This window comes from Rhizobacter sp. P2_G4 (genome assembly GCF_056403575.1).
In genome coordinates, this window is sequence record NZ_JBFUFG010000001.1 from 755,319 (window position 1) to 781,810 (window position 26,492).

The following is a 26,492-nucleotide window of genomic DNA, read 5'->3' on the forward strand; positions in this document are numbered from 1 at the left end:
AGCGCAGTGTGGCCAGCGCGGCAGGTGCTGTAAAACGAATAGTTCTGAATATTTGCATTCGATAATCGGGCAGATGAACGCCTTGTCCCATGCCTGCTGCTGACCTCCAACTCGACTGGCTGCGTGCCTTCGTGGCGGTGGTCGACGCGGGTTCGCTCTCGGCCGCAGCGCCGCTGATCCACCGCTCTCAATCAGCGGTGAGCATGCAGATCAAGAAGCTCGAAGACGCCGTCGGCCGGCCGGTGCTGTCGCGCGGGCCGCGCCACCTGGAGCTCACGCCGGCCGGGCTCAAGCTGCTGGCCTACGCGCGGCGCCTGCTCGAGCTGCATGGCGAGACGCTCACCTCTTTGCATGGCCCGCAGCTTTCCGGGCGCATCCGCGTGGGCGTGCCCGACGACTACGCGGCGACCTACTTCACGCCGGTGCTGCGCAGCTTCGTGAACCGGCATGCGGATGTGGAGATCGAGCTGAGCTGCGAGCAGTCGACCGCGCTGGTGCCGCGCGTGCAGCGCGGAGAAGTCGACCTGGCGCTGGTGTCGCAGCCACGTGCCGGCGTGGGCACGCGCCTGTTTCGCGAGCCGCTGGTGTGGGTCGGGGCTACGCAGCACGAAGCCTGGCGGCGCTCACCGCTGCCGGTCGCGGCCTACGAGCAAGGCAGCCTGGCCCGCAAGGGCGTGGTGGCAGCGCTGAATGCCAAGCGCATTGCGCACCGCGTGGTCTACAACAGCTCCAGCCTCGCGGGCCAGTTGGCCGCTGTGGAGAGCGGCCTGGCGGTGGCGGCGCTCACGCGCTGCAGCGTGCCGCCTGGCTTCCAGATACTGCAGGAGAAACACGGCCTGCCGCCGTTGCCGGCGATGGAGGTGGTGGTGATCCGCAGCAAGGCGTCGGCGCGGTCACCGGTGGTGGATGCGATGTTTGCGCAGGTGCTGCTGACGCTGCAGCGCAAGCCCTGAGCGCTGCAGCGGACGCGCTTCTACAAGCCCAGCCGCTGCGGCGACAGGTACTGCTGCCGATAGATCTCGAACGGCATCGTGTCGGCCGCCTCGATGTTCTTCTGCGCTTCGATCGATTCGCGCGCCATCTCGTTGAAGCGGGCCTCGACGTCGGGCGGGAAGGGCCGCGCGAGCAGCTCGGCCTGGGTCTGTTTGCTTTGTGCCTGCGTGAATTGCTGGAACGAGTTGCCGAAGTCCTTGGCCATCGCGGCGAGCACGCGCGCCGAAGGTGTGAGGCTGGCGTTGCCCAGCGTGGCCGACGCGCCAGCCACGGCCGCGCTGTAGAGCGTGTTGCCGTTCACCGCGTCGAGCGCGGCAGCGATGGGCGCGCATTCTTCGACCAGCTGTGCGCCCCATTCGGTCAGCGTGACCTCGCGGCCGCCACGTTCCAGGCGCAGGCCGGGTTCGCGGCCGCGGGCGGCGGTGCGGTGCTGGTTGCGGCCGAGTGCGGCGATTTCGTCGGGCGTGTCGGGCGGGCTTTCGCTGAGCAGGCAGTGCAGCAGGAAGACGTCGAGAAAGCGCATGGTGTCGGCGACGATGCCGATGGGCACGAAGGGGTTCAGGTCCATCAGCCGGACCTCGACGTATTCGACGCCGCGCTCGCGCAGCGCGTGCAGTGGCCGCTCGCCCGGGAAGATCACGCGCTTCGGACGGATGGTGCCGTAGAACTCGTTCTCGATCTGCAGCAGGCTGTTGGCGAGCTGGTTGTACTCGCCACCCGGGTTCTGGATGCCGATGCTCGAGTAGGCCGGGTAGGGGCGCGTCAGTGCTTCCTGCAGCGAGGCGCCGTAGCTGGCGAGGCTGTTGTAGCTGACGGCGAGCGTGGCTTGCGCATCACTCTGGTAGCCAAGGCGGCCCATGCGCAGCGAGGTGCCGTGCGGCATGTACAGCGTCTGCTCAGACAGCGGCTGCAGCTCGTGCTGGCGGCCGGCCACGAAGCTCGCACCCACGGCGGGCGAAGCGCCGAAGAGGTACAGCAACAGGAAAGAATGGCGGCGGAAGTTGCGGATCAGGCCGAAGTAGGCTTCATCACGCTTTTGGCCATCCAGGCCCGGCAGCGACCAGTTGTAGTGGATGCCCGAGATCGTCTGCATGCGCCGGCCGTAGCGGTGGCCGAGGCCCATGCGGTACACGCTCTTGGCGCGGCCCACGTTCGAGTTGCCATAGCGCCCGAGCGGGATGGTTTCGTCGGTGGGCAGCTCGCACGGCATGCTCGACACCCACAGCATCTCGTCGCCCATGTCGCGCATCGCGCGGTAGCTGGCTTGGTGGATCTGGGTGAGTTCTTCGAGGCAGTCTTCGATGCCGCCGTGCACGCCTGTGACGAGCTCGATCTGCGACTCGCTGAAGTCGGTGGTGATGTGCGGGTGGGTCAGTGCCGAGCCCAGCGCCGCAGGGTGCGGCGTCAACGCGAGCGCGCCATTCGGCTGCGCTCGCAGGCTCTCTTTTTCGATGCCACGCTTGATGCCGGCCAGCATGCCGGGCGACAGCGTGCGCAGGCGGTCTTGCAAATTGCTCACGAGCGGACCCTGCAAACGGTTTCCGAGCCCGCCATGCGGGAATGAGCCCCTTCGGGCGGCCGGGCGAGGCTCATGCGTTTGTCTCCTCGGTCGTCTCTGTCAGGGTGCGGAAGGTACCAGAGCTTCGCCATGTCTGCATGGCGTGAGGTTGCTCGGTCTTGTGGCAGGCGTTCAGGCCGGCAGGAGCGTCACGTGGTAGCGGCCACCGGCCTCGATCAGCGCGAGCAGGCGGTCGATGTTCGGGTGCTTGCCGGGGTGTGCGCGTGCATCGGTGGTGTGCTCGGCGTAGAGCGCCAGGCCTTCGTGCGCGGCCTGCACGGTGATCGCACCGCCATGGCGCTGAGCGAGCGCCGCGTACACCGCCACGGAGCCGGCCTGGCCGGGCTTGTTCTCGAGGGTGGCGGCGATCGCGCCCTGTTCGTCGAGCAGTTGCAGGCCGGCGAGGTGGGTGACGGGAGGCAGCTGCTTGAGCGTGTCGGCGAAATTCATGGCGTGGGTGATTGGCATGCGAAAGCGAAAGTCAGGCGGCTGCGCGGAACAGCGCGAGCGTGCGCTCCCAGGCCAGGGCAGCGGCGGCGTCGTTGTGGTGCGGCCCGTCGCCGTTGAAGCCGTGGCCGGCTTCGTAGATGTGGACCGGCACGGCGGGGTGCGCGGCCTTCACCTTCTCGACAGCGTCCATCGGAATGCTCTGGTCCTGGCGGCCGAAGTGCAGGATGGTGGCGCACTTCGGCGTCTCGGACGCGAGGTTCGGGATGACGCTGCCGTAGTAACCCGAGGCTGCCGCGAGCCCCTCGGTGCGGCAGGCCACGGCCCAGGTGACGCTGCCGCCGTAGCAGTAACCAGTGATGAAGACGGGGCCGCGCGGCTTGAGGCGCTCGACGCAGGTCTGCGCGTCGGCGACCGATTGCGCAAAGGGGTGCAGTTCGCGCGCCAGCTTCATCGCTTGCTGCATCTCTTCGGCGCTGCGGCCGAGCTGGAGGCCGGGTGCTTCGCGGTCGAAGATGGCCGGCGCCCAGACTTCGTAGCCCTGGTCGGCGAAGGCGTCTGCCTGCTGCTGGATGTGCGGGGTGACGCCGAAGATCTCCTGGATCAGCACCAGCCCGCCGCGGCGCGTGCCCTGGGGCTGCACCTGGTAGACGTCGATCGAGGCGCCGTCGCTCATGCTCGTCTTGATCATCTGACCGCGTGTGCTCATCGGGGTCTCCAGGTGGGTGGCTGAAAGTCGGGAGCTGCGCAATATACGCGCGCGGGCTGTCTGATGGTGGCGCGTGGTTTCATGCGTTTCACTGCCCCGCGGAGGGAAAGCAGAACGCGGTAAGGTCCGCCATTCCCCAGCCCAATTTTCGGAACCTACCCCCATGAAAACCCGCGCCGCCGTTGCCTGGAAAGCAGGCCAACCCCTGACCATCGAAACCGTCGACCTGGAGGGACCGAAGGCCGGCGAGGTGTTGATCGAGGTCAAGGCGACCGGCATCTGCCACACCGACTACTACACGCTGTCGGGCGCCGATCCGGAAGGGCTGTTCCCGGCGATCCTCGGGCACGAAGGTGCGGGCGTCGTGGTCGACGTAGGCCCCGGCGTGACCACGCTGCGCAAAGACGACCACGTGATCCCGCTTTACACACCCGAGTGCCGGCAGTGCAAGTTCTGCCTCTCGCGCAAGACCAATCTCTGCCAGCTGATCCGCGGCACGCAGGGCAAGGGGCTGATGCCCGACGCGACCTCGCGCTTCTCGCTCGACGGCAAGCCGCTGCTGCACTACATGGGCACCAGCACCTTCAGCAACTACATCGTGGTGCCCGAGATCGCGGTGGCCAAGGTGCGCTCCGATGCACCGTTCGACAAGATTTGCTACGTCGGCTGCGGCGTCACCACCGGCGTGGGCGCGGTAATCTTCACCGCCAAGGTCGAAGCCGGCGCCAACGTGGTGGTGTTCGGCCTGGGTGGCATCGGGCTCAACGTGATCCAGGGCGCCAAGATGGTCGGCGCCGACAAGATCATCGGCGTGGACCTCAACCCCGAGCGCGAAGCGATGGCGCGCAAGTTCGGCATGACGCACTTCGTCAACCCGAAGAACGTGGAGAACGTGGTCGACACCATCGTGCAGCTCACCGACGGCGGTGCCGACTACAGCTTCGAATGCGTCGGCAACACCAAGCTGATGCGCCAGGCGCTCGAGTGCACGCACAAGGGTTGGGGCCGCAGCATCATCATCGGCGTGGCGGAAGCCGGCGCCGAGATCAGCACGCGGCCGTTCCAGCTCGTCACCGGCCGCAAGTGGGAAGGCTCGGCCTTTGGTGGCGCACGTGGCCGCACCGACGTGCCCAAGATCGTCGACTGGTACATGGACGGCAAGATCAACATCGACGACCTGATCACCCACAAGCTCAAGCTGGAAGACATCAACAAGGGCTTCGAGTTGATGAAGAGCGGCGAGTCGATCCGCTCGGTGGTGATGTACTGATGGCCACCATGCAAGGCACGCGCTCCCTCACCACGCTCAGCGAGCACGCCTGCTTCGGCGGCGTGCAGGGCTTCTATCAACATGAGTCCGACGAGACCGGCACGCCCATGAAGTTCGGCGTGTTCGTGCCGCCGCAGGCGAAGGGCGGGCCGGTGCCCGTGCTTTTCTACCTTGCCGGCCTCACCTGCACTGAAGAGACCTTCGCCATCAAGGCCGGCGCACAGCGCTTGGCGGCCGAGCACGGGCTGATGCTCGTCACGCCCGACACCAGCCCGCGCGACACCGGTGTCGAAGGTGCTGATGCGGCCTGGGACTTCGGCACCGCGGCCGGCTTCTACCTCGATGCGACCGAGGCGCCCTGGAGCGCGCATTGGCGCATGGGCAGCTACATCACGCGCGAGCTGCGCAAGCTGGTGCTCGAACACTTCAACGCACGCGACGACAAGGTCGGTCTCTTCGGCCACTCGATGGGTGGCCATGGCGCGCTGACGCTGGCGCTGAACAACCCGGGCCTGTACCAGAGCGTCTCGGCCTTCGCGCCGATTGCCTCGCCGACGCAGTGCCCCTGGGGTGTGAAGGCGTTCAGCGGCTACCTCGGTGATGACCCGGCGGCCTGGGCACGGCACGACGCGACCGAACTCGTGAAGGGCGGGGCGCGTGTGCCGCCGCTGCTGATCGACCAAGGACTGGCCGACAAATTCCTGGCCGAGCAGCTGAAGCCCGAGTTGTTCGAGGCCGCGTGCCTGGCCGCCGGCCAGCCGCTCAGGCTGCGCCGGCATGAGGGGTACGACCACGGCTACTACTTCATCGCCACCTTCATGGCCGACCACATCGCCCACCACGCCAAGGCATTGGGCTGACACTGGCCGCCGGGGTCGCGGCTGTCGGCCCTGAACAGCCCTCAGCAAGTAAGTTGCACAGTACATCTTATGTGGCTATACTGAGCCCACATCAGGAGAGAAGACCATGAAGCGTCAGATCCAGTTGCTCATCATCGACCCGCAGAACGACTTCTGCGACCTGCCCGAAAGCCACCGCCCCGCCGACCCGCTGACGGGTCAGCGCGTGTCGCCCACCTTGCCAGTGGCCGGCGCGCACGCCGACATGCTGCGCCTCGCCGCCTTCATGCGCGACACCGTGGCGAGCTGGAGCGACATCACCGTCACGCTCGACTCGCACAACCGCCTGCACATCGCTCACCCCACGTTCTGGAAGCGGGGCGACGGCAGCTCGGTGGCGCCCTTCACCGCCATCAAGGCACAGCAGGTGCGCGATGGCGAGTTCCAGCCACGCGACCCGGCCGCCTTGCCGCGTGCGCTGGCCTACCTCGACGCGCTCGATGCGCGCGGCCGCTACACGCTGATGGTGTGGCCGGTGCACTGCGAGATAGGCAGCTGGGGCCACAACGTGCATGCCGACGTGCGCAACGCCTACAACGTCTGGGAAACGCAGCAACTGAAGGTCGTGCGCAAGGTGGCCAAGGGCTCCAACATCTGGACCGAGCACTACAGCGCAATGCAGGCCGAAGTGCCCGACGAGTCCGATCCCGACACGTTGCTCAACCGACCGTTGCTCGCCGCACTCGACCAGGCCGACCTGCTGGTGATCGCCGGCGAGGCCAGCAGCCACTGCGTGAAGGCCACCACCGAAGACATTGCCGACCACCTGCCCGGCGGCCGGCCGGAACGCATCGTGCTGCTCACCGATTGCATGAGCCCGGTGAGCGGCTTCCAGACGCAGCATGAGGCGTTCTTCGCCGACATGAGCAAGCGCGGCGTGCAGCTGGCGACCACCGCCGACCTGCTCGCCGAGATACAGGCCAACGTCGTTGCCTGACCCACTGAAAGTCCACATGACCCCCGTCATCCAACACCTGCTCGAGACCGACCTCTACAAGTTCACGATGTGGCAGACGCTGCTGCATGGCCACCCGCAGGCGCAAACCGAATACCGCTTCGTCTGCCGCAACGAGACGGCGTATCCGCTGGCCGAGCTGCTGCCCGAAGTGAACGCGCAGCTCGACCACCTGTGCAGCCTGTCGTTCAGCGAAGACGAGCTGGCTTACCTGGGTGGCCTGCGCTTCATCAAGGCCGACTTCGTCGACTTCCTGCGCATCTTCCGTTTCCAGCGGCGCTTCATCCGCGCCACGGCGAACGGGCCGCACCTGGAGATCGTGGTCGAAGGCCCGCAGGTGCACGTGATGGGCTTCGAGATCTATGTGCTGGCCATGGTCAACGAGCTGTACTTCCGCCGCTTCGATGCCGCCACTGCACTGGCGCAGGGCCGCGAGCGTCTGCAGGCAAAGGTGGCGCTGCTGAGGGCGTTCGGCACCGAACCGCAGCGCGCCCACCCCTTCGAGTTCTTTGACTTCGGCATTCGCCGCCGCTACAGCGGTGAGTGGCATGCCGAGGTGGTGAGCACCTTGCGTGACGCCGTGCCGCAGTTCTTCAAGGGCACCTCGAACGTGCACCTGGCGCGCACGCTCGGCCTCGTGCCCATCGGCACCATGGCGCATGAGTACCTGCAGGCGTATCAGTCGTTCGGCGTGCGCTTGCGCGACTTCCAGAAGGTGGCGCTCGAAGACTGGGTCCAGGAGTACCGCGGCGACCTGGGCGTGGCGCTCACCGACGTGGTCGGCATGGACGCCTTCATCGCCGACTTTGACCTCTACTTCGCCAAGCTCTTCGACGGCCTGCGCCACGATTCGGGCGACCCCATCGTATGGGGCGAGAAGGCGCTGGCGCACTACCAGAAGCTGCGCATCGACGCGCACACCAAGCGCCTGGTGTTCTCGGACGGGCTCAACCTGCCGACCGCGTTCTCCATCTACCGCCACTTTGCCGACCGCACGCAGCTTGGCTTCGGCATCGGCACCTCGCTCAGCAACGACGTGGGCCTGAAGCCGCTCAACATCGTGATGAAGCTGACCCACTGCAACGGCCAGCCGGTGGCCAAGCTGTCGGACTCGCCCGGCAAGACCATGTGCACGGACGAGACCTTCCTCGCCTACCTGCGGCAGGTGTTCCATGTGAAAGAAGTCTGAAAGACAGGATGTGAAGGAGTCGTGATGCTCAAACTCACCATTGCCCAACTGAACTACTTCGTCGGCGACATCGAAGGCAACGCCCAGAAGATGATCGCCGCGGCGCAGCAGGCCGCCGTCGACGGCTCGGACCTGATCGTTTTCTCCGAGCTGTCACTGACCGGCTACTACCCCGGCGACCTGCTCGACGAGCCGCTCTTCATGGACCGCGTGGCCGCCGGCATCGAAAGCCTGCAGAACGCCTCGCGCCAGCTGCGCGGCCTGCACTGGGTGATCGGCGCGCCGGTGCCGCGCACCGGGCCGGGCAAGCAGCTGTACAACGCGCTGATCGTCATCAAGGCCGGCGAGATCGTGCTGCGCTACGCCAAGCAGCTGCTGCCCACCTACAACGTATTCGACGAGCACCGCCACTTCGAGCCGGGGCCCGACGTGGCGCGCGTGCTGCGCATCGGCGACGCGCAGGTCGGGCTGATGATCTGCGAAGACGGCTGGAACGACGAAGGCCTCGACTACCTGGTGAACCCGTTCACCCGCATGGCCGACGCCTCGCCCGACCTGGTGGTGTCCATCAACGCGAGCCCGTCGAACGTGGGCAAGCGCGAGCAGCGCCACCAGGTGTTCGGTGACGCGAGCAAGCGCCACGGCCTGCCCATCCTTTACGTGAACCAGATCGGCGGGCAGGACCAGATCGTTTTCGATGGCGCCTCGTTCGCAGTCCAGCCCGATCACGGCTTCGTCTACGAAGCCCAGCGCTTCGTCGAAGACGTGACGACGCTGCGCTTCGAGAATGGCCGCTTCCTCGCCGGCAATGGCGATGCGCTGCCCGCTGTTGACCCGAAGGGCCTGCCGACGCTCGCGTTCTACCAAGCGCAGATCGTGCTGGGCCTGCGCGACTACGCGCGGCGTTGTGGCTTCCGCCAAGTGGTGGTCGGCTCGTCAGGCGGCATCGACAGCGCGCTCACCCTGGCCCTGGCCGTGCAGGCGCTCGGGCCCGAGAACGTCGTCGGCGTGACCATGCCGTCGTCCTTCTCGTCGTCAGGGTCGGTGGACGATTCGGTCACGCTGTGCCGCAACCTCGGCATCACGCTGCACACCCACCCGATCAAGGAAGCGGTCGACGTGTACGCGCGGCAGTTCGAGGCCAGCTTCGGCACGCCGCTCAAGGGCCTGCCGCTCGAGAACCTGCAGGCGCGCATCCGCGGCACGGTGCTGATGGAATACAGCAACCACTTCGGTCATCTGCTGCTCACCACCGGCAACAAGTCGGAGCTGTCGGTCGGCTACTGCACCTTGTACGGCGACACCAACGGCGGCCTCGGCCTGCTCGGTGACCTGTACAAGACGGAGGTGTTCGCGCTGTCGGCCTACGTGAACGAGGCGGCCGGCCGCGAACTCATCCCGCAGGCCGTGATCGACAAGCCGCCCTCGGCCGAGCTGGCGCCTGGGCAGGTCGACACCGACAGCCTGCCGCCGTACCCGGTGCTCGATGAGATATTGAAAGTGCTGATCGAGGGCAAGCGTCTGGCCGCGTGGGAGTACGAGCAGGCCACCGCCTTCGTGGCGCGCCAGCGCGCAGATGCGACAGGCAATGCGCTGGTCGAACGCATCCGCGGAATGATCGCCCGCAACGAATACAAGCGCCGCCAGTCGCCGCCGATCATCCGCGTGCGCGCACGCTCCTTCGGCACCGGGCGGCAGATGCCGATCGCTGCCAAACACGTCTGAGGATGTCCATGACCCCAAGCCACGACGTCGCCGTCTACGTCGGCCGTTTCCAGCCCTTCCACAACGGGCACCTGGCCTTGCTGCGGCATGCGCTGTCCGTCGCACCGCGGGTAATCCTGGTGATCGGCTCGGCGCACCAGGCGCGCACGCCAAAGAACCCGTTCAGCTGGCAGGAGCGCGCCGAGATGGTTCGCCTGACGCTCACGCTCGAAGAGCGCGAGCGGGTGGGTTTTCTGCCGGTGCGCGACTACTACGACGAATCACGCTGGGTGAAGGCCGTGCACGCTGGTGTGGAAGCGATGGGCGGTGGTAACACCAAGAGCGTGGCCCTCGTCGGCCACTACAAGGACGCGACCAGCGAGTACCTGCGCGCCTTCAGCAGCTGGACGGTGATCTCGGTCGACCGCGTGCCCGCGGCCGACGGAACCCACTTGCGCGATGCCTTGTTCTCGTCGGCCGCCGATGCGATCGAGCCTACGCTCGCCGCACTGACCGACCAGGCGCCCGCCAGCACGCTGGCCTTCATCCGCGCCTGGGTCTCGCTGCCGTTCTTCGCGGCACTTGCAGAGGAGTGGGCGCAGCTGCGCAAGTACCGCGCCGAATGGGCGAGCGCCCCGTACCCGCCGGTGTTCGTGACGGTGGATGCAGTGGTGAAGTGCGCCGGCCGCGTGCTGCTGATCCAGCGTGGCCGCGCACCGGGCCGCGGCCTGTGGGCCGTGCCGGGGGGCTTCATCGAACAGCGCGAAACGGCCTACCAGTCGTGCCTGCGCGAGCTGAAGGAAGAAACCCACCTCACGCTGCTCGACCTGACCATGCGCCACAGCCTGGTCGAAGCCGCCGTGTTCGACCACCCCGACCGCAGCCTGCGCGGCCGCACCATCACCCACGCGCACTACTTCGACCTCGGCGACCGCGAGCTGCCCGAAGTACAGGCCGACGACGACGCACAAGCGGTGGAGTGGGTACCGATCGAGAAGCTGTCGGCACTGGAAGACCGGTTCCATGACGACCACTTCCACATGCTGGATCACTTTCTGGGCTTGACCAAAGCGTGAACCGGCGCGCCGCTCCCCAACCACGCGACTTCGCCCGGCCGTTCACCACCGTCGACGTGGTGATCTTCACCGTGCGCGAGGACGCGCTGCAGGTGCTGCTGGTGAAGCGGCCCACCGCGGACGATGAGCCCTACCCCGGCGCGTGGGCCTTGCCGGGCGGCTTTGTAGACGTGGGCATTGATGCCGATCTCGTGGCCTGCGCACTGCGCAAGCTGCAGGAGAAGACCAACGTCCAGAGCCCCTACCTCGAACAGCTCGGCAGCTGGGGCAGCGCCACGCGGGACCCACGTGGATGGTCGGCCACGCATGCGTATTTCGCGCTCATTCCGGGTGACGGAGTCGCGCTCAACAAGGGCGCCAATGCGGCCGATGTGGCGTGGTTCGAGGTCGACGGCTTGCTGAAGAAGCCGCGCCTCGCGTTCGACCACGCCGAGATCCTGCTGGCGGCGGTGGAGCGTTTGAGAAGCAAGGTCGAGTACACCTCGCTGCCGGCCTTCCTGCTGCCCGAGCCTTTCACGTTGCCGCAGCTACAACGCATGTACGAGATCGTGCTCGACCGGCCGGTGGACAAGAGCGGATTCCGCACCCGCATGATGGCGGCCGATTTTCTGGCCGAGGTGGGCGTGGTGGAGAGCGACTCCAACCGGCCGCCGATGGGATACCGGCTGAAGGACCGTGGGCGCGCCGTGGTGTTTCCGCGCACATTCAGCCCGCGAGGCTAGGCGGAGCGAAAGCTCAGGCCTGCCAGACACCCCAGCCTTTTTCGCGCAGGCCGATCGCGAGCTCCACCTCCATGTCGCGCGCCCCGTCGTACGGCATCGGGTTGTAGACCTCGTAGAGCTGCGGCAACAGGCGCAGGCCGTGGTCGAAGACGAAGCGGTTCGACTGGATGCCGGCCTTGTGCTTGTCGAAGCGCACGTCCGGGTCCAAGCCGGTCATGCCGACGTAGACGAAGGGTTTGCCGAGTTGATAGTCGGGGTTGGCGGCGCGGAAGCGGGCGTTGTTCCAGACCTGGTCGGCGAGCTCGATGACGTAGACGTGATAGTGATGGGAGCGCGGCGTTGCCGTGGGCTTGGCAGCGGCTTTGCGGCGGGGTTTGGCGCGGGCTTTCTTCGCGGGGGCGGTGGGCATGGCGACGGCCATTCTCGCGTGTCGTCAGCAAGGGCTTGACATGGTGGACGACAATTCGAGGCCGCTGTTTCACCTCGCCATGAATCCCACCCACGAACTTGCTGCAGACCCGGCGTTTGCGCGCTTCTTCTCGCGTTTCGAGAGCAGCCTCGATGACGGCAGCTTCGCGCGCCTGGTGCTCGCCAAGCCGCAGCGCGCGCCCGACGAGTTGGTGCGCGTGACGGCGCGGCAGGTGGTGTTGCGTGGTGAGACGTCGCTGTCGCTGGTCTACACGCACAAGACGCGTGACATCACCAAGAACTTCTCACTCGCCGAAGGCATGGCGACGCTGGGCGAGCTGCTGGGTGCGGTGTTCCGCAACGCGCACCTGCACACGCGCGACGAAGAGTGGCAGCTGTCGATCAGCAAGAAGGGCCAGTGCACCGTGCATGTGGGCAAGGCCGAGCAGGCTGTCGATGCGCCGGCCACGCACGACCGCGAAAAGCAGCGCTGGCTGGAGATCGACCGCCCATTCCTCACCGAACTCGGCGTGACGACGGCGCAGCACCAGCTGATCCCGGCGATGTCGCGCAAGTGGAAGCAGATCAACAAGTTCGTCGAGGTGTTCGCGCATGCGCTGGCCTCGTCGCGCCTGGCGGATGCGAAGCAGCTGAACTTGATCGACTTCGGCTCGGGCAAGGGCTACCTCACCTTTGCCATCCACGACTGGCTGCGCGAGGCCAAGGGTGTGGACGCGCAAGTCACCGGTGTGGAGCTGCGGCCCGACATGGTGCGGCTGTGCAACCAGGCCATCGCCAAGCTCGGCATCGACGGCTTGCGCATCGAAGAGGGCGACGTGCGCAGCTACCAGCCCGCTGCGCTGAACGTGATGATCGCGCTGCACGCCTGCGACGTGGCGACCGACTACGCGATTCACCTCGGCATTCGCGCTGAGGCCGACATCATCATGTGCTCGCCTTGCTGCCACAAGCAGATCCGGCCGCAGCTGCTGAGCCCGCACCCGTTGCGGCCCATCTTGCAGCATGGCGTGCACCTGGGCCAGGAGGCCGAGATGCTGACCGATGGCCTGCGCGCGCTGCTGCTCGATGCGAGCGGCTACGACACGCAGGTGTTCGAGTTCATCTCGCTCGAACACACCAACAAGAACAAGATGATCCTCGCGGTGAAGCGAGCACAACCCAAGCCTCCCGGCGAAGTGCTGGCGCAGATTGCCGAGATCAAGCAGTTCTACGGCATTCGCGAGCAATGCCTTGAAACGCTGTTGAAGGCCGATGGCGCGATGGCCTGAGCCTTTGCTGCGGCCGTTGCTGGGCCATCGGTTACTTTTTCAGCAGCGATTGCACGGGCTTTGAGCCGCACGCAGGAGTCATGACCCGGAACACCGATTGCCCTGCTTGGGCACCTTCGGAATTTCTGCATGACGCCCCTGTCGTTTCTCTTTGGCCGCGAATCGAATGGCCTGTTTGCGCCTGGCAAGAACTGTGTGATCACCACGCTGACCACCAGCGGGGTGCCGCGTTCGCGCAAGCTGCGTGTGGGCACGTGCTCCGAAGACGGCGCTCACCTCTGGTTCGTGATTCCAAAGGGCCGTGGCGTCGCGAGCGACATCGCACGCGATTCGAACGTGATGCTGACCGTCCTGAACGCCGGCACGGGTAAGCTGGTGCATGTCTCGGGTGCGGCCAATGTGTTGAGCGACCGCGTGAGCCCGCTCTACCTGGCACCTGATTTTCAACAGCCTCGCGCGTTGAGCGTGGTCATCGGCGAGATGGACTTTGCGCTGCTGTGTGTCGAGGTTGACGAGCAGGATCTGGCCGAGGAACGTCGGCCGCCGAACAGCCTCTTCGGCGTCTTCCAGAACAGCCTGTGGCTGGCGCAGGACCGGCCTCAGCATCGCGGAACCGAGGCCAAGTAGCAGAGCCGAGACCGGCCTGGATCACGAGCGCTTCTGTCGAGGCTGGCCCTCGGCCCGAGTTGGCCCATCTGCTCCGCGCGCGACGAGTCGAGGTGGAGCCTTCGCACGTTGCGAATCGGGTTCCTCGAACGATGGGCGAGCTGGCAGGTTGTCGTTCGTTCGGCTGGGCGTCTCCTGCGGCGGGACGGCCTGACCCCGCCGCGAACCGTGGCTGTGGGCATAGACCCAGGTGAACTCGGCACCGAGCAGGAAGATCTGCGCAGAGTAGTACACCCACACCAGCAGCACGGCCAGCGAGCCGGCGGCACCGAAGCCCGAGGTGACACCGCTGCGCCCGATGTACAGGCCGATCAGCGACTTGCCGATGCTGAAGAGCAGGGCGGTCACCGAGGCGCCAATCCACACGTCGCGCCACTCGACGCGTGCGCGCGGCATGATCTTGTAGATCAGCGCGAAGATGACGGTGATGAGTGCGAAGCTCACCAGCAGGTTGACGCCTTGCAGCAGCAGCTCCCAGCCGCCGAAGATGGGTGCCCACCAGTTGCCCAGGGCTGACAGCGCTGCACTCACGACCAGCGAGACCATCAGCAGGAAGCCGATGCCGAGGATCATGCCGAAGGACAGCACCCGTGCACGAATCAGCGTCCACAGGCCGCTGCTGCGCGTGCGTGCCGGTGCGCGCCAGATGCGGTCAAGCGCGTCTTGCAGCTCCGCGAAGACGGTGGTCGCGCCGATCAGCAGCACCACGATGCCGATCACCGTGCCCAGCGCGCCGTCCTTGGGTTTGGAGACGCTTTGCAGCAGGCCTTCCACCGCGACGGCGCCTTGCTCGCCGATCAAGCCACGCAGCTGCGCAAAGATCTCGCCGCGGGCGGCTTCCTGGCCGAACACCAGGCCGGCGACCGACACCACGATCAGGATCAGCGGCGCAGCCGAGAAGGTGGTGTAGTAGGCGAGCGCGGCCCCCATGCTGGGTGCGTAGTCATCGCTCCACGAGGACGCGGCCTCTTTTGCCAGGCGCCAGACCGTTGAGAGGCTCATGACCTGGACCTCCGGGCCGCAAGCGGAGGCGCGCCAGAGTCGCTCGTCGGCAGACCCACTGGCGAGACGGTGATGTCTGGGAGTCTGGGCATGCTGAGCTCCTGGAATGCGCGGCGACTTTGGTGCCCAGCATAGGAGCGCAGCCGTTGCGCGTCAGTCGGCGCCGGCCCTTGCGTACTGTGGGAGCCGTCCGACAGTGCGCGTGCGTGGAGTGTTCAGCTGGCGGCGCGGCGCGACAGGGCCACCACGTTGTCGAGCTCCTGCAGGAACTCGCGGTAGCGAATCGGCTTGGTGACGTAGCCGTCGCAGCCGGCGGCGCGCATGGCTTCTTCGTCGCCTTTCATTGCGAAGGCAGTCAGCGCGATGACGGGAATGTCTTGCAGATCGGCATCGGCCTTGATGAGGCGCGTGGCCGCCAGGCCGTCCATGTCGGGCAGCTGGATGTCCATCAGGATGGCATCGGGCCGCTCTTCGCGTGCCAACGCGATGCCCCGGGCGGCGGTCTCGGCCTCGATAGGCTGATGCCCCGCACGCTCCAGGATCGCGACCGTCAAAAGCATGTTGACGGGCAGGTCTTCAATGATGAGTACACGCATGCGGGACCCTGGCCTGAATGAAAACAAATCACCCTCGGCGCATGGGTACTGCAAGCGCGCCTCCCGTCCTCGTTATGCGTTCATTAGGCCTTGCGCCCTCGTGTTGCCGCAGCTGTCAGGTCTTACAGGTCGCGTCGAAGCTGTGAAATCCTCTGCGAAGATCGCTGGACAAAATCCTAGGAGAACCCATGCCCGCTCCCATCGATGCCGTGATTGATGCCCTGGTCCAAGCGCGCCGCAGCGGTGGCGTCAGCGACGATGCTGCGCTGCCGCAAGCCGTGACCACCGCCGATGACGGCTACCTCGTCCAGGCGGCGGTGGCCAATGAGCTGGGCTGGTTCGACGCGGGCGTGCCGGTCCACTGGAAGTCGGGCGGCGCATCTCGCTCCGCGGTGATGACGCATGCACCCTTGCCGCCGGCCGGGGTGTGGGCCAGCCCGGCTGATGCAAAAGCCTGGCCGTTCAACTGGCGCGTCATCGAGGCCGAGATCGCGTTGCGCCTGGGCCGGCCGGTCGATGCCGCGCTGGCCGCCACGCTGGACATGGAGAGCGCAACCGCTCTGATCGATGCGATGACGGTGTCGATCGAGGTGGTGGACTCGCGCTGGAAGCAGAACTTCAAGGCGCCGGCCCTGATGCGCCTGGCCGACCTGCAGTCGCATGGCGCGCTGGTGCTGGGCGAGTGGGTGCCGTTCTCTGTGCGCGACTGGCTGGCCCAGCCCTGCCGTGTGCAGATCGGCGCGCGGGTCAGCGAATTCCGTGGCACGCATTCATGCGGCGACCCGGCCTGGGCGCTGCCGGCCTGGCTGCGCCACGCGACCCGCGACGGCGACACACTGCCCGCCGGCACGGTGGTGACCACGGGCACCTGGTGCGGCGCGCTGGAGGCGCATGCCGGCGAACACGTCAGCGTGGCGTTCGACGGCGTGGGCCACGCCGAGATTCAGCTCTGAACGAAGGCAACGCTGAACAAGTCCCTTGCGGACGGCGCATCCTCGCTTTGGGCGGTCTGCGGCGTTGCAAATGCTCGCGATACCTGCGGGTATCGCTGCGCTTTGCGCCTTGCAGCCCATCCCAAACCGAGGCGCGCCGCCTCGCAGGGACTCGTTCAGCGTCGCCCTAACTCAGCAGCTTGATGAGCGCGGTCGGGTGCAGGCCCCAGCCTGCCAACCCGGCCAGGCCCATCATCACGCCGAAGGTGGCGGGCACCATGCTCAGGCCGTAGAGCCACCGCAGCTGCGTGAGCGAGGTGATGGCGAGCAGAGAGATGGCGATGGCGATCAAGGCATCGGACAGGTCGAACTGGTCGTCATGGAAGTTGAGCGCGTCGTAGGTCTCCTGGTCCTTGGCAGCCTGGCTGCGCAGCTCTTCCTTCTTCGTGGCCTGCTCCTTGGCCAGCTGTTCGTAATGCGTGATGGCGTCCTGATACGGGGCCTGCTTGTCGGCCGCGCGGTCGGCAGCCTGCAGGCGCAGCTGCACCACCGTGGCCTTCGCCAGCTCTTCGCGCAGGTTGCGCGCCTGGTAGAACGACCAGTGATCGATCTTGTCGGCCTGCGCCTGCTGCATGGCCTGCACGATGTTGTCATCCTTCACCTTGCAGATGCCCATGAAGGTGGCCAGCAGCGCGACGGCTACACCCACAGCGGGGTTCAACCAGCGGTTCCGGGCGGGGCGCTCCGCTTCATCTTTGACCTTGGCAATTTCAAGCGGATCAATGTCCATCGGCATCAGTACAGGCTTGGGAGGCCCGGATTCTGAACGCTGCGCGCCAACGAATTGGAGGCGCCGTTCAGGTTCGAGTGAAGCGCAGCCTTGGCCGAATAGGAACGCACAAGCGAAGCGAGGTGCCCCATCAAGCAACGACGCATGCACGGGTCTCCCGGGCATAGCGTTGGCGCCCCCTGGGGGCAGGAGCGGAAGCGACTGGGGGGCCGATTCAGCCGAAGAAGTGCTTGAAGAGCTCGGGCTCGTCGACCTCGCGCGTGACGAGGCCGCTGATGGCCTCTTCGAACATCGCGGGTTGCGCCACCGTGTCCAGGTGGGCGGGCATCGTCACGCCCCAGGCGGTGTTGAAGTCGGTGGCCTGCGTGCGCATCACGATCGGCCTGACGCTGGCTGCGGGCCTCAGGTCCATCGGCACCATGCGGGGTGCGAGCGAGGGCAGCTCTTCCCATTCGATGGCATCGTGCTGTGCCGGGCCCGGGTAGCGGGCGAGTGGGTTGGCGGCTTGGGTGTGGGTGCGGTTCATGGTGTCTTGCCTTGCATTCACGCTGATGCCAAGACTATCGGTCGCCGTGGCGAGACATGTATGGAAAAGCGAGCGTTCTGCGCGCCACTTCGCTCACCGGTACGGGCAAGCGTGATTTTGTGCGCCGATCGCTGGTGCGGCCGCCTTGACGCGACAATCGCTTCCATGCCTCGACTCAGTTTCTTGCCACCCGAATCGGCTTCCGATCCCGAGGCGACACGCAGCACGCCGAAGCGGTTCGCATTGGACGTGCGCGCGAGCGCCATCGACGGGCAGGGCGCGTTTGCGGCCGAGGCCATCCCGGCGCGGCGCAAGATCGGCGAGATCCGTGGCGAGGCCATCAGCGCGCAAGAAGCGCGCACGCGTGCCAAGGGGCTGTCGCGCATCATGATCATTGCCGTGTCGGAGCGGCGCGCGATCGATGCGTCGCAGTCGACCGACGCACTGCGCTTCGCCAACCATTCGTGCCGGCCCAATGCGACGCTGCGCGTCCGCCAGGGGCGGGTCGAGTTCTACGCGATGCGCGACGTGGCCATGGGCGAGGAGATCACCGTCGACTACGGCGAGACGCACCACCAGGGTCGGCTGCACTGCCGCTGCCGCGTGCCGGGCTGCACGGGCCGGCTGTAGAGTCGCGCCCCATGTCCAAACCCAAGCTTTCTCCGGGGCTGTTCGCCGGCCCCGACGGTGCGCACCGTTGCGCCTGGTGCGAGGCCTCGCTGGCGTACCAGCACTATCACGACCACGAATGGGGTTTCCCCGTCACCGACGACCGGCGGCTGTTCGAGAAGATCTGCCTCGAGGGCTTTCAGGCCGGGCTGAGCTGGCTCACCATCCTCAACAAGCGCGAGAACTTTCGCCGCGGCTTTGCCAACTTCGATGCCGAGCACGTGGCTCGCTTCAAGCAGAGCGACATCGACCGCCTGCTGGCCGACACCGGCATCGTGCGGCACCGCGGCAAGATCGAGTCGACCATCAACAACGCCAAGCGCGTGATCGAGTTGCAGGCCGAGTTCGGCTCGCTCGCGGCCTATGCCTGGGGCTTCGAGCCACCGCCGGCATCGCGCCCGAAGCGCATGACGCTGGAGGTGCTGAAGAGCTTCACCACCTCGGCGGAGTCGATCGCGATGTCGAAGGACCTGAAGAAGCGCGGCTGGAGCTTCGTCGGCCCGACCACGGTCTATGCGTTCATGCAGGCGATGGGGCTGGTCAACGACCACATCGAGGGCTGCAGCGTGCGCGAGGCTGCGCTGGCAGCGCGGGCCGCATTGAAGCTGCCATTGCGGCCGTAGTGCGGTGCACCGAGGGTGCTCGGGCCGGCGTGGCCTTCGACGTGGAGTGAAGAGATGGATCGAAATCGATTTGTGGCGTGGGCGCTCGGTGCATGGCTGATGTGTTTGCCCTGGTGGGCAGGGGCGTCCATGGGCGTGGACACGATCGCCGCCACGGCGGAAGACGGACCGGTGACGCTGTACTACCCGACGCGCGCTGCCGAGCAGGCGGTGTTGTTCGGCACGCTCTCGCTGTCGGTGGCCACGCCGGCCGCGCCCGAACGCGGCAACGGGCGGCTGATCGTGATCTCGCACGGCTCGGGCGGCTCGCCCTGGATGTATTCCGATCTGGCGCGCAGTCTGGTCGAGGTCGGCTTCGTGGTAGCAATGCCGGAGCACCGCGCTGACAACTTCAAGGACGGCAGCGGCGCCGGCCCCGACAGCTGGACCATGCGCCCGGCCGAGGTGTCACGCGCCATCGATGCCGTGGGCCGCGACCCGCGGTTTGCGCCAGGCTTGTCGCTCGACAAGGTGGGGATGTACGGCATGTCGGCTGGCGGGCACACCGCGCTCAGTTTGGCGGGCGGTCGCTGGTCGCCCGAGCGGTTCAAGCAGCATTGCGAGGCCCACCTGGTGGACGACTTCCCCACCTGTGTAGGCCCTGCCACACAGCTCACCGGCGGGGTGCTGGACGGCGTGAAAAAGTGGGTGGCGCTGCTCGTCATCCGCCACCGCTTCGATGACAGCAGCTGGCGCGAACACACCGATCCGCGCATCACGGCCATCGTGGCGGGCGTGCCGGCGGCAGCTGATTTCGACATGGCTTCGCTGGCAAACCCGCGCGTGCCGCTGGCGCTCATCACCGCGAAAGGCGACCGTTGGCTCAACCCGCGCTCTCACAGCGACCGGGTGTTGCAGGTTTGCACGCCGTGCGAACACCTGGCCGACCTGCCCGGTGCCGGCCACGGCGCGCTGCTGTCGCCTTTGCCTCCCGGGTTGACGGGGGTGATCGGCGACATGCTCAACGACCCGCCGGGCTACGACCGTGCCCGGGTAACGGCCGAGGTCAACGGAAAGATCACCGCCTACTTCAAACACCACCTGCTGCGATGAGGCAGACCTTTGGTGACATTTGCGGGGCAGCAGGTACGTCTTCTACCGAATTGTGGGCGGCCGGCGGCTCAGGTAGCCTCGGCTTCTTGTCCACAGCAGCGCTGGTTCGATGGCATCCGCTCCACAGCAGGGTTTTTTGAAGCGCTGGATCGCCGCTGCGAGCCGGCTGCTCGGCTTGCGCCCGACGAAGCCTGAGCTGGTGATGCCGGCCGGCCCGGCGCTGATCCAGGGCATCGGCTGGAACCAGTTCGAGCTGATGGCGGCCGATGGCTTTCGGCACCGCGGCTACGTGGTCAGCGAGACCGGCGGCAACGGCGGGCGCGCGGTCGACATGGTGCTGACGCGCGGCCACGATCAGTTCCTGGTCGACTGCAAACCCTGGCGCGTCAATGCCGTGGGGGTGGCGCCGCTGCGCGAGCTGCATAACCTGATGGCGGCACGCGGTGCGGCGGGCGGCTTCGTGCTGACCTCGGGGGTCTTCACGCCCGACGCGGTGCGCTTCAGCGAAGGCCGCAACATCCGGCTGATCGACGGCACGCAGCTGCGCGATTTGCTGCATTCGCGCGAGGAGAAGACGCTGCCCGTCGTCATCCGCCGCGAAGGGCCGTTTCTCGACACCACGCTGCCGCCCGCGGCCTGGCGGGTGCGCAACCAGCCCTGCCCCTTGTGCGGCGGGGCGATGGTCGAGCGGGTGCTGTCGCAGGCCGGTCACGCGGATCGCCGCGTGCTGGGCTGCGTGCACGCGCCGCTGTGCGAGGGCACGCGCGAGCTGCCGGACTGACCGGCCCGCCGATCGCCGGCGTCTACGACGCGAAGGCGCTGGCCAGAAGCTCGTAGCTGCGCAGGCGCTTGGTATGGTCGGGCAGGTTGCTCACGACCATCACCTCCGAGGCCTGGCAAGCGCCGGCCTTGGCCTCGATCTCTTCGCGCACGAAGGCCGGCGTGCCGACGATGGCGAGCGCACGGAAGTCGCGGACCACACGGCGCTCGGCTTCGGTGTACGGGTAGGCCAAGGCTTCTTCGGGGCTGGGCAGCGGGGCGAACTCGCCGCGGCGGATGCGTACCCAGGCCAGGTCCATGCTGTTGGCGAGGTAGTCGGCTTCTTCCGCGGTGGGCGCGCAGATGACCGACACGCCGAGGATGGCGTGCGGCTCGGCGAACTGGTCGGACGGCTCGAAGGCGCGGCGGTAGGCCTCGAACGCCGGCGTGGCCGGGGTCGGGCTGAAGTGGCTCGCGAACGAGTAGCCCATGCCGGCCTGGCCGGCCATGCGCGCGCTGGCGCCGCTAGAGCCGAGGATCCAGATGGGTGGCAGCGGGGCGTCGTCGGGCATCGCGCGCAGGGCGTGCATCGGGTGGTCGGTTGGCAGGTCGTTTTCGCCTGACCAGGTGAGCAGCTCAGACAGCAGCGACGGGAATTTGTCGCCGTCGACGGCACGCAGCGCGCGCGTGGCCTGCACGTCGGAGCCCGGCGCGCGGCCCAGCCCGAGGTCGATGCGGCCGGGGTGCAGGGCGGCCAGCGTGCGGAAGGCCTCGGCGATGCGCAGTGGCGGGTGGTTGGGCAGCATCACGCCACCCGAGCCGACGCGCAAGCGCGTGGTCGCCGAGGCCACGTGGCCGATCAGGATCTCGGGCGCGGCACTGGCCACGGCCGGCATGCCATGGTGTTCGGCGAACCAGTAGCGCACGAAGCCGAGTTGTTCGGCGAGGCGGGCGAGGTCGACGGTGCGGCGTGCGGCTTCGGCAGCGCTGCTGCCTGCGGCCACGGGAACCAGGTCGAGCACCGAGAGGGGAAGTGTCATGCGGCCATGCTAGGCCGCAGGGCGGATTGCGATGGGCGAAGGGGCTTACGTTTTCAGGGTAGGAGCTTCAGGCGCTGCGACCAGCGCGAGCGCCACAAGGCCACGAACTCGACCATGCCCCACAGCACGGCACCGCCGATGGCGAGGGCAGAGGGCGCGATGAGCTTGCGTTGCATGGCGGGCTTTCCGGGTGAACTTGTTTGCCACCGTAGCCGGCGAATGTGACGGCTTGGTGTCACGCTCGCACAGTTGTCACATGCGCTGCGTATGCTGCTGCGGTGTCCGCCGCCTGCGCCTCGTGAACCCCCTGGTGAGCCCTTCCACCCTTCCTCAACTGGTCGAGCTGCAACACCTGCTGGACCTGGGCAGCGCACACCTGCAGCAACGCGTGGTGTGCGAGGTGGAGGCCGGCGCGCAGCGTTACCCCGTGCACGCGATCACGCTCGGCAACCCCAGCCTCGACGTGCCGGCGATCGGCTTCTTCGGCGGTGTGCATGGGCTCGAACGCATCGGTGCCGAGGTGGTGCTGGCCTTCCTGCGCAGCCTGGTGATGCGGCTGCCATGGGACGGCGTGTTGCACCGCCAGCTCGAATCGCTGCGCATGGTGTTCATGCCGCTGGTCAACCCGGCGGGCATCGCACGCGGCACGCGGGCGAATGCGCGGGGGGTTGACCTGATGCGCAATGCGCCGGTCGATGCCGTGGCGCGCGTGCCTTTTCTGATCGGTGGCCAGCGCCTGAGCGCGGGCCTGCCCTGGTATCGCGGCGCGGCCGGCGCGCCGATGGAGGTCGAGAGCCAGGCGCTGTGCCAGGTGGTGCACGAGGAGCTGCTCAGCCGCAGCTTCAGCCTGGCGGTGGACTGCCACTCGGGCTTCGGCCTGCGCGACCGCATCTGGTTTCCGCATGCGCACACGGCCGAGCCGATCGCGCACCTGCCGGAGCTGTTGGCGCTGAAAGGCATCCTCGATCAGACGCACACCCACCACCGCTATGTGCTGGAGCCACAGAGCCGCCAGTACCTGGCGCATGGCGACCTGTGGGATCACCTCTACCTGCAGTCCGCCGCGCTGCAGCCGGCACGCACCTTTCTGCCGCTGACGCTGGAGATGGGCTCCTGGCTGTGGGTGAAGAAGAACCCGCGCCAGCTGTTCTCGCGCCACGGCATCTTCAACCCGCTGATCGAGCACCGCCAGCAGCGCGTGCTGCGCACCCACGTCGGCTGGCTCGACTTCATGGCCCGCGCCGCCTGCAGCCACCGCCGCTGGGTGCCGCTGGACGATGTGGCCCGCGAGACGCTGCGTGAAGAGGCGCTGAGGCATTGGTATGCCACGGCGCTGACATCGCCATGAAATCGCCCTGAAGCGAGGCCTGTCGCTGCCGCTTGCCGCCATCGCGTTTGTGCGATGTCTGAAAGTGCCCCGGGCGCCCTACCATCTCGGCGTGAACCACACCCTCAGCGCCATGTCCCAGCTCGCTGACCACCGGCGGGTGCCAGGCCTGTACAAGGCCGTCACCTGATGCCCCGTCTCGACGTGTGGATGAACGGCGAGTTCGTCGCCACCTGGTCCACCGACCGCGGCCACGTGCTCACCTACGACAAGAACTGGGTTCAATCGCCGCGGGCACGCGCGCTGTCGCTGTCACTGCCGATCACAGCCCTGCGCGAGGTGCGTGGCGACGCGGTAGCCAACTACTTCGACAACCTGCTGCCCGACAGCGACGTGATCCGGCGGCGCATCCGCACGCGTCATGCGACGCGCTCGACCGACGCCTTTGATCTGCTGACGGCCATCGGCCGCGACTGCGTCGGTGCCGTGCAGCTGCTCCCGCAGGGTGCGCCGCCGACCGGCTTCGACCGCCTCGAGTACGCCGATCTCAGCGAGACCGAGGTCGAGACGCTGCTGCGCGAGCTGACGGCCAGCCCCGCGCTCGGCGCGCGCGGCGAGAGCCCGGACCTGCGCATCGCCATCGCCGGTGCGCAGGAGAAGACGGCGCTGCTGCGCGTGGAAGGCCGCTGGGCGCGGCCGGCCGGCGCCACACCGACCACGCACATCCTCAAGCTGCCGCTCGGCACCGTGACGCGGTACGACGCCGACTTCTCCGACTCGGTCGAGAACGAGTGGCTGTGCAGCCAGATGGTGCGCGAGCTCGGCCTGCCGGTGGTTGCGACCAAGATGGCCACCTTCGGCAGGCAGCGCGCCCTGGTCGTCGAGCGGTTCGACCGCGAGTGGATGGACAACGGCAGCTGGGTCGCCCGCCTGCCGCAGGAAGACCTGTGCCAGGCGACCGGCACATCGCCCACCGGCAAATACGAGAGCGACGGCGGCCCGGGCATGGCACGTTGCCTCGAGGTGCTGGGCGGCAGCGACTCGGCGCGCGAAGACCGCCAGCAGTTCATGCTCGCGCAGCTCGCCTTCTGGCTGCTGGCCGCGATCGACGGGCACGCGAAGAACTTCTCCCTCTTCATGCACCCCGGCGGCCGCTACGGCGCGACGCCTTTGTACGATGTGCTCTCGGCCTGGCCGGTGATTGGCCAAGGCTCCAACAAGCTGCCCTACCAGGAAGCCAGGCTCGCGATGGCCCTGCGTTCGAAGACCTCGCACGACCGGCTGGACAGCATCCGCGCCCGCCACTGGCGAGAGCTGGCCTTGAAGACCGACGGCACGCCTGCCTGGCTGGCGATGGTTCAGCTGGTTCGGAAGGCCGAGCCCGCGCTGGATCGTGTGCGGCCGCTGCTGCCGCGCGACTTCCCTGCGAAGGTGTGGGAGCCGATCGAGGCCGGCGTGCGGCGGCATGCCTCGCTGTTCTTGCGCGAGGCCGAGGCCGCCGCCTGACGACTGGGAGTCAGACCAGCGCAGCGTCGATCTGCTGGTCGGCCGAGGCCAGCGCCTTCTTCTCGGCGTCCGGGCCCATCGCGAGGCCTTCGGCGTAGAAGAACTGGACGTCCGTCATGCCGAGGAAGCCGAGCAGCGTCTTGAGGTACGGCACCTGGGTGTCGGCCGGCGTGTCGCGGTACAGGCCACCGCGGGCCAGTGCCACGTAGATCTTCTTGCCTTGCAGCAGGCCGACCGGGCCTTTGTCGGTGTACTTGAAGGTCACGCCAACGCGGGCGACGGCGTCGATCCAGTTCTTCAGCGCGGCTGGCACGCCGAAGTTGTACATCGGCACGCCCAGCACCACCACGTCGGCAGCCTGCAGCTCGGCGATCAGCTCGCCGTCTTGCGCCACGCGGGCGTTCTGTGCCGGCGTGCGTTGATCGGCGGGGGTGAACAGGGCCTGCAACGTGGCTTCGTCGAGCGCCGGGTGCGGGGTGCGGCCGAGATCGCGCAGCGTCAGGGTGGCGCCGGGGTGCGCGGCTTGCAGGCGCGAGACGATGTCGTTCGCCATGCGGGTGGAGTGCGAGCCGACGGTGCGTGCGCTGGAATTGATCTGCAGGATGTTCATGGTGGCGTCCTTGGTAAACGGGTTTCGATGAAGCCAATGTAGTTATCCCGAAATCAAACCGGAAGCCGTTGAAATGGATAACATCGTTCCACCCAAGGAACGGTGGCCAGCCATGAACCAGATCGAACCCAACGACCTCTTGCTCTTCGCACGCGTGGTGGACGAAGGCAGTTTCAGCCGTGCCGGCGACCGGCTGGGCCTTCCGAAGTCGACGGTGTCGCGCCGCCTGGCTGCGCTGGAATCGCAGCTGGGTGAGCGCCTGCTTCTGCGTACGACACGCAAACTCACGGTGACCGACTTCGGCCACAGCGTGCTCGAGCACGCCCGCCATGTGTCGGACGAAGTGGAGGCCGCGTCCTCGCTAGCACAGCACCGGCAGGTGGAGCCGGGTGGCCGCCTCCGCGTGTCCATGCCCGCCGACTTCGCTCCCAACCTGATGGGCCCATGGATGGCGGAATTCATGGCGAGCTACCCAGCGGTTCAGCTGGAGGTGGATCTCTCGCCCCGGCGAGTCGACCTGATCGGCGAAAACTTCGACGTGGCGATCCGCATGGGCGACCTGACCGACGACGCATCGCTCGCCGCCCGGCCACTGGCCAACTTCACCGTCGGCCTCTACGCCTCGCCCGACTACCTGCAACGCCGCGGCGTGCCGCCCGAGCCCGAAGCGCTGATGGAGCACGATGCCCTGCACCTGCTGACCCGCGGCGGCGACGTGCTGCCGTGGTCGCTGACGCGGGGCGAGTCGCACTGGGAAGGCGTGCCGCCCACGCGGGCGCGCGCCAATTCGCCCGACCTGCTCACCCGCCTGGCGGTCGCCGGTGTCGGCATCGCCACCGTGGCCGACAACTTCGCCGGGCCTTACATCCACAGCGGTGAACTGATGCCGGTGCTGGTGGACTGGTCGCTGCCGAGCGCACAGGCCTGGGCGGTGTTCCCCGGCCGGCGGCTGATGCCGGCGCGCACGCGGACCTTTCTGGACTGGATGGAAGCGAAGCTGACCGGCCCGACGTGCCGCGCGGCGCGGCAGGCCGAGGCGCTGCACAAGGAACAGATGCGCATCAAGCACAGCACCATCGTGGCTGTGTAGGGCGACCCCGCTTCAGCCTCCTCAGCCGTAGTTCATGTCCCGCGT

29 protein-coding genes are annotated in these 26,492 nt (G+C 67.2%); 18 read left to right on the forward strand and 11 right to left on the reverse strand.

Annotated elements, in window-relative coordinates:
• Positions 1-89 precede the first annotated feature (89 nt).
• Entirely contained in the window at positions 90-953 is an 864-nt protein-coding gene (locus AC1DYS_RS03640; RefSeq protein ID WP_477896135.1) for a LysR family transcriptional regulator, read from the forward strand.
• A 20-nt stretch (positions 954-973) separates the two neighbouring features.
• On the opposite strand, the gene gshA is transcribed toward AC1DYS_RS03640, so the two are convergent.
• The 3 genes from gshA to AC1DYS_RS03655 form a co-directional block, all read right to left on the reverse strand.
• Positions 974-2,470: a glutamate--cysteine ligase gene (gene gshA, locus AC1DYS_RS03645; protein ID WP_477897260.1), complete on the reverse strand. Its 1,497-nt coding sequence runs from the start codon at positions 2,468-2,470 to the stop codon at positions 974-976.
• A gap of 213 nt (positions 2,471-2,683) precedes the next feature.
• Positions 2,684-3,001, reverse strand: coding sequence for a DUF2322 family protein (locus AC1DYS_RS03650; RefSeq protein ID WP_477896137.1), 318 nt, complete (start codon positions 2,999-3,001; stop codon positions 2,684-2,686).
• A gap of 31 nt (positions 3,002-3,032) precedes the next feature.
• A complete protein-coding gene (locus tag AC1DYS_RS03655) occupies positions 3,033-3,707 on the reverse strand; it encodes a dienelactone hydrolase family protein (protein ID WP_477896139.1) in 675 nt (224 codons plus the stop codon).
• A 163-nt stretch (positions 3,708-3,870) separates the two neighbouring features.
• On the opposite strand from AC1DYS_RS03655, the gene AC1DYS_RS03660 reads away from it, so the two are divergent.
• The 7 genes from AC1DYS_RS03660 (at position 3,871) to AC1DYS_RS03690 (ending at position 11,522) form a co-directional block, all read left to right on the forward strand.
• A complete protein-coding gene (locus AC1DYS_RS03660; protein ID WP_477896141.1) occupies positions 3,871-4,977 on the forward strand; it encodes an S-(hydroxymethyl)glutathione dehydrogenase/class III alcohol dehydrogenase in 1,107 nt (368 codons plus the stop codon).
• 8 nt (positions 4,978-4,985) lie between these two features.
• The gene (gene fghA, locus AC1DYS_RS03665; RefSeq protein ID WP_477897262.1) at positions 4,986-5,837 is read left to right on the forward strand and encodes an S-formylglutathione hydrolase; all 852 of its coding nucleotides are present in this window, start codon (positions 4,986-4,988) and stop codon (positions 5,835-5,837) included.
• Positions 5,838-5,943: 106 nt separating this feature from the next.
• Positions 5,944-6,813, forward strand: a complete 870-nt coding sequence (locus AC1DYS_RS03670) for a cysteine hydrolase family protein (protein ID WP_477896143.1) — start codon at positions 5,944-5,946, stop codon at positions 6,811-6,813.
• A gap of 16 nt (positions 6,814-6,829) precedes the next feature.
• Complete coding sequence (gene pncB, locus AC1DYS_RS03675) at positions 6,830-8,020, forward strand: nicotinate phosphoribosyltransferase (protein ID WP_477896145.1); 1,191 nt, start codon at positions 6,830-6,832, stop codon at positions 8,018-8,020.
• 24 nt (positions 8,021-8,044) lie between these two features.
• The gene (locus AC1DYS_RS03680; RefSeq protein WP_477896147.1) at positions 8,045-9,745 is read left to right on the forward strand and encodes an NAD+ synthase; all 1,701 of its coding nucleotides are present in this window, start codon (positions 8,045-8,047) and stop codon (positions 9,743-9,745) included.
• Between the two features lie 8 nt (positions 9,746-9,753).
• Complete coding sequence (locus AC1DYS_RS03685; RefSeq protein WP_477896149.1) at positions 9,754-10,800, forward strand: bifunctional nicotinamide-nucleotide adenylyltransferase/Nudix hydroxylase; 1,047 nt, start codon at positions 9,754-9,756, stop codon at positions 10,798-10,800.
• Entirely contained in the window at positions 10,797-11,522 is a 726-nt protein-coding gene (locus tag AC1DYS_RS03690) for an NUDIX hydrolase (RefSeq protein ID WP_477896151.1), read from the forward strand. The genes AC1DYS_RS03685 and AC1DYS_RS03690 overlap by 4 nt, the downstream gene beginning before the upstream one ends.
• Before the next feature lie 13 nt (positions 11,523-11,535).
• On the opposite strand, the gene AC1DYS_RS03695 is transcribed toward AC1DYS_RS03690, so the two are convergent.
• The gene (locus tag AC1DYS_RS03695; RefSeq protein WP_477896153.1) at positions 11,536-11,931 is read right to left on the reverse strand and encodes a hypothetical protein; all 396 of its coding nucleotides are present in this window, start codon (positions 11,929-11,931) and stop codon (positions 11,536-11,538) included.
• Positions 11,932-12,010: 79 nt separating this feature from the next.
• Between AC1DYS_RS03695 and AC1DYS_RS03700 the strand changes: the two genes are divergently transcribed.
• Both AC1DYS_RS03700 and AC1DYS_RS03705 read left to right on the forward strand, forming a co-directional pair.
• Positions 12,011-13,219 carry a class I SAM-dependent methyltransferase gene (locus tag AC1DYS_RS03700; protein ID WP_477896155.1) on the forward strand — a complete coding sequence of 403 codons (1,209 nt, stop codon included), beginning with the start codon at positions 12,011-12,013 and terminating at the stop codon, positions 13,217-13,219.
• 129 nt (positions 13,220-13,348) lie between these two features.
• Entirely contained in the window at positions 13,349-13,846 is a 498-nt protein-coding gene (locus AC1DYS_RS03705; protein ID WP_477896157.1) for a pyridoxamine 5'-phosphate oxidase family protein, read from the forward strand.
• Positions 13,847-13,867: 21 nt separating this feature from the next.
• Here AC1DYS_RS03705 and AC1DYS_RS03710 read toward each other — a convergent pair whose 3' ends face one another.
• The gene (locus AC1DYS_RS03710) at positions 13,868-14,887 is read right to left on the reverse strand and encodes a YihY/virulence factor BrkB family protein (protein WP_477896159.1); all 1,020 of its coding nucleotides are present in this window, start codon (positions 14,885-14,887) and stop codon (positions 13,868-13,870) included.
• A 215-nt stretch (positions 14,888-15,102) separates the two neighbouring features.
• Positions 15,103-15,483 (reverse strand): response regulator, encoded by a 381-nt coding sequence (locus AC1DYS_RS03715; protein WP_477896161.1) that lies wholly within the window; start codon positions 15,481-15,483, stop codon positions 15,103-15,105.
• A 188-nt stretch (positions 15,484-15,671) separates the two neighbouring features.
• Between AC1DYS_RS03715 and AC1DYS_RS03720 the strand changes: the two genes are divergently transcribed.
• Entirely contained in the window at positions 15,672-16,436 is a 765-nt protein-coding gene (locus tag AC1DYS_RS03720) for a fumarylacetoacetate hydrolase family protein (RefSeq protein ID WP_477896163.1), read from the forward strand.
• 166 nt (positions 16,437-16,602) lie between these two features.
• On the opposite strand, the gene AC1DYS_RS03725 is transcribed toward AC1DYS_RS03720, so the two are convergent.
• The gene (locus tag AC1DYS_RS03725; RefSeq protein WP_477896165.1) at positions 16,603-17,211 is read right to left on the reverse strand and encodes a DUF4337 domain-containing protein; all 609 of its coding nucleotides are present in this window, start codon (positions 17,209-17,211) and stop codon (positions 16,603-16,605) included.
• A 208-nt stretch (positions 17,212-17,419) separates the two neighbouring features.
• A complete protein-coding gene (locus AC1DYS_RS03730) occupies positions 17,420-17,731 on the reverse strand; it encodes a hypothetical protein (RefSeq protein WP_477896167.1) in 312 nt (103 codons plus the stop codon).
• Between the two features lie 165 nt (positions 17,732-17,896).
• Between AC1DYS_RS03730 and AC1DYS_RS03735 the strand changes: the two genes are divergently transcribed.
• The 4 genes from AC1DYS_RS03735 to AC1DYS_RS03750 all read left to right on the forward strand — a co-directional run bounded on the left by AC1DYS_RS03735 (position 17,897) and on the right by AC1DYS_RS03750 (position 20,896).
• On the forward strand, positions 17,897-18,361 hold the full coding sequence (locus AC1DYS_RS03735; RefSeq protein WP_477896169.1) for an SET domain-containing protein: 465 nt from the start codon (positions 17,897-17,899) through the stop codon (positions 18,359-18,361).
• A gap of 11 nt (positions 18,362-18,372) precedes the next feature.
• Entirely contained in the window at positions 18,373-19,023 is a 651-nt protein-coding gene (locus tag AC1DYS_RS03740) for a DNA-3-methyladenine glycosylase I (RefSeq protein WP_477896171.1), read from the forward strand.
• Positions 19,024-19,152: 129 nt separating this feature from the next.
• On the forward strand, positions 19,153-20,115 hold the full coding sequence (locus AC1DYS_RS03745) for an alpha/beta hydrolase family protein (protein WP_477896173.1): 963 nt from the start codon (positions 19,153-19,155) through the stop codon (positions 20,113-20,115).
• 109 nt (positions 20,116-20,224) lie between these two features.
• Positions 20,225-20,896, forward strand: a complete 672-nt coding sequence (locus AC1DYS_RS03750) for a restriction endonuclease (RefSeq protein ID WP_477896175.1) — start codon at positions 20,225-20,227, stop codon at positions 20,894-20,896.
• A 22-nt stretch (positions 20,897-20,918) separates the two neighbouring features.
• Here AC1DYS_RS03750 and AC1DYS_RS03755 read toward each other — a convergent pair whose 3' ends face one another.
• Both AC1DYS_RS03755 and AC1DYS_RS03760 read right to left on the reverse strand, forming a co-directional pair.
• Positions 20,919-21,914, reverse strand: a complete 996-nt coding sequence (locus tag AC1DYS_RS03755) for an LLM class flavin-dependent oxidoreductase (protein WP_477896177.1) — start codon at positions 21,912-21,914, stop codon at positions 20,919-20,921.
• A 53-nt stretch (positions 21,915-21,967) separates the two neighbouring features.
• The gene (locus AC1DYS_RS03760; RefSeq protein ID WP_477896179.1) at positions 21,968-22,090 is read right to left on the reverse strand and encodes a hypothetical protein; all 123 of its coding nucleotides are present in this window, start codon (positions 22,088-22,090) and stop codon (positions 21,968-21,970) included.
• Between the two features lie 134 nt (positions 22,091-22,224).
• Here AC1DYS_RS03760 and AC1DYS_RS03765 point away from each other — a divergent pair, with 134 nt between their 5' ends.
• Together AC1DYS_RS03765 and AC1DYS_RS03770 are read left to right on the forward strand one after the other, a co-directional pair.
• Positions 22,225-23,262 (forward strand): M14 family zinc carboxypeptidase, encoded by a 1,038-nt coding sequence (locus AC1DYS_RS03765; protein ID WP_477896181.1) that lies wholly within the window; start codon positions 22,225-22,227, stop codon positions 23,260-23,262.
• A gap of 168 nt (positions 23,263-23,430) precedes the next feature.
• Positions 23,431-24,747, forward strand: a complete 1,317-nt coding sequence (locus AC1DYS_RS03770) for a type II toxin-antitoxin system HipA family toxin (RefSeq protein WP_477896182.1) — start codon at positions 23,431-23,433, stop codon at positions 24,745-24,747.
• A gap of 10 nt (positions 24,748-24,757) precedes the next feature.
• Here the strand turns inward: AC1DYS_RS03770 and AC1DYS_RS03775 are convergent, their stop codons facing one another.
• Entirely contained in the window at positions 24,758-25,357 is a 600-nt protein-coding gene (locus AC1DYS_RS03775; RefSeq protein ID WP_477896184.1) for an FMN-dependent NADH-azoreductase, read from the reverse strand.
• A gap of 112 nt (positions 25,358-25,469) precedes the next feature.
• Here AC1DYS_RS03775 and AC1DYS_RS03780 point away from each other — a divergent pair, with 112 nt between their 5' ends.
• The gene (locus tag AC1DYS_RS03780) at positions 25,470-26,447 is read left to right on the forward strand and encodes a LysR family transcriptional regulator (RefSeq protein ID WP_477896186.1); all 978 of its coding nucleotides are present in this window, start codon (positions 25,470-25,472) and stop codon (positions 26,445-26,447) included.
• The last annotated feature ends 45 nt before the right edge of the window (positions 26,448-26,492 follow it).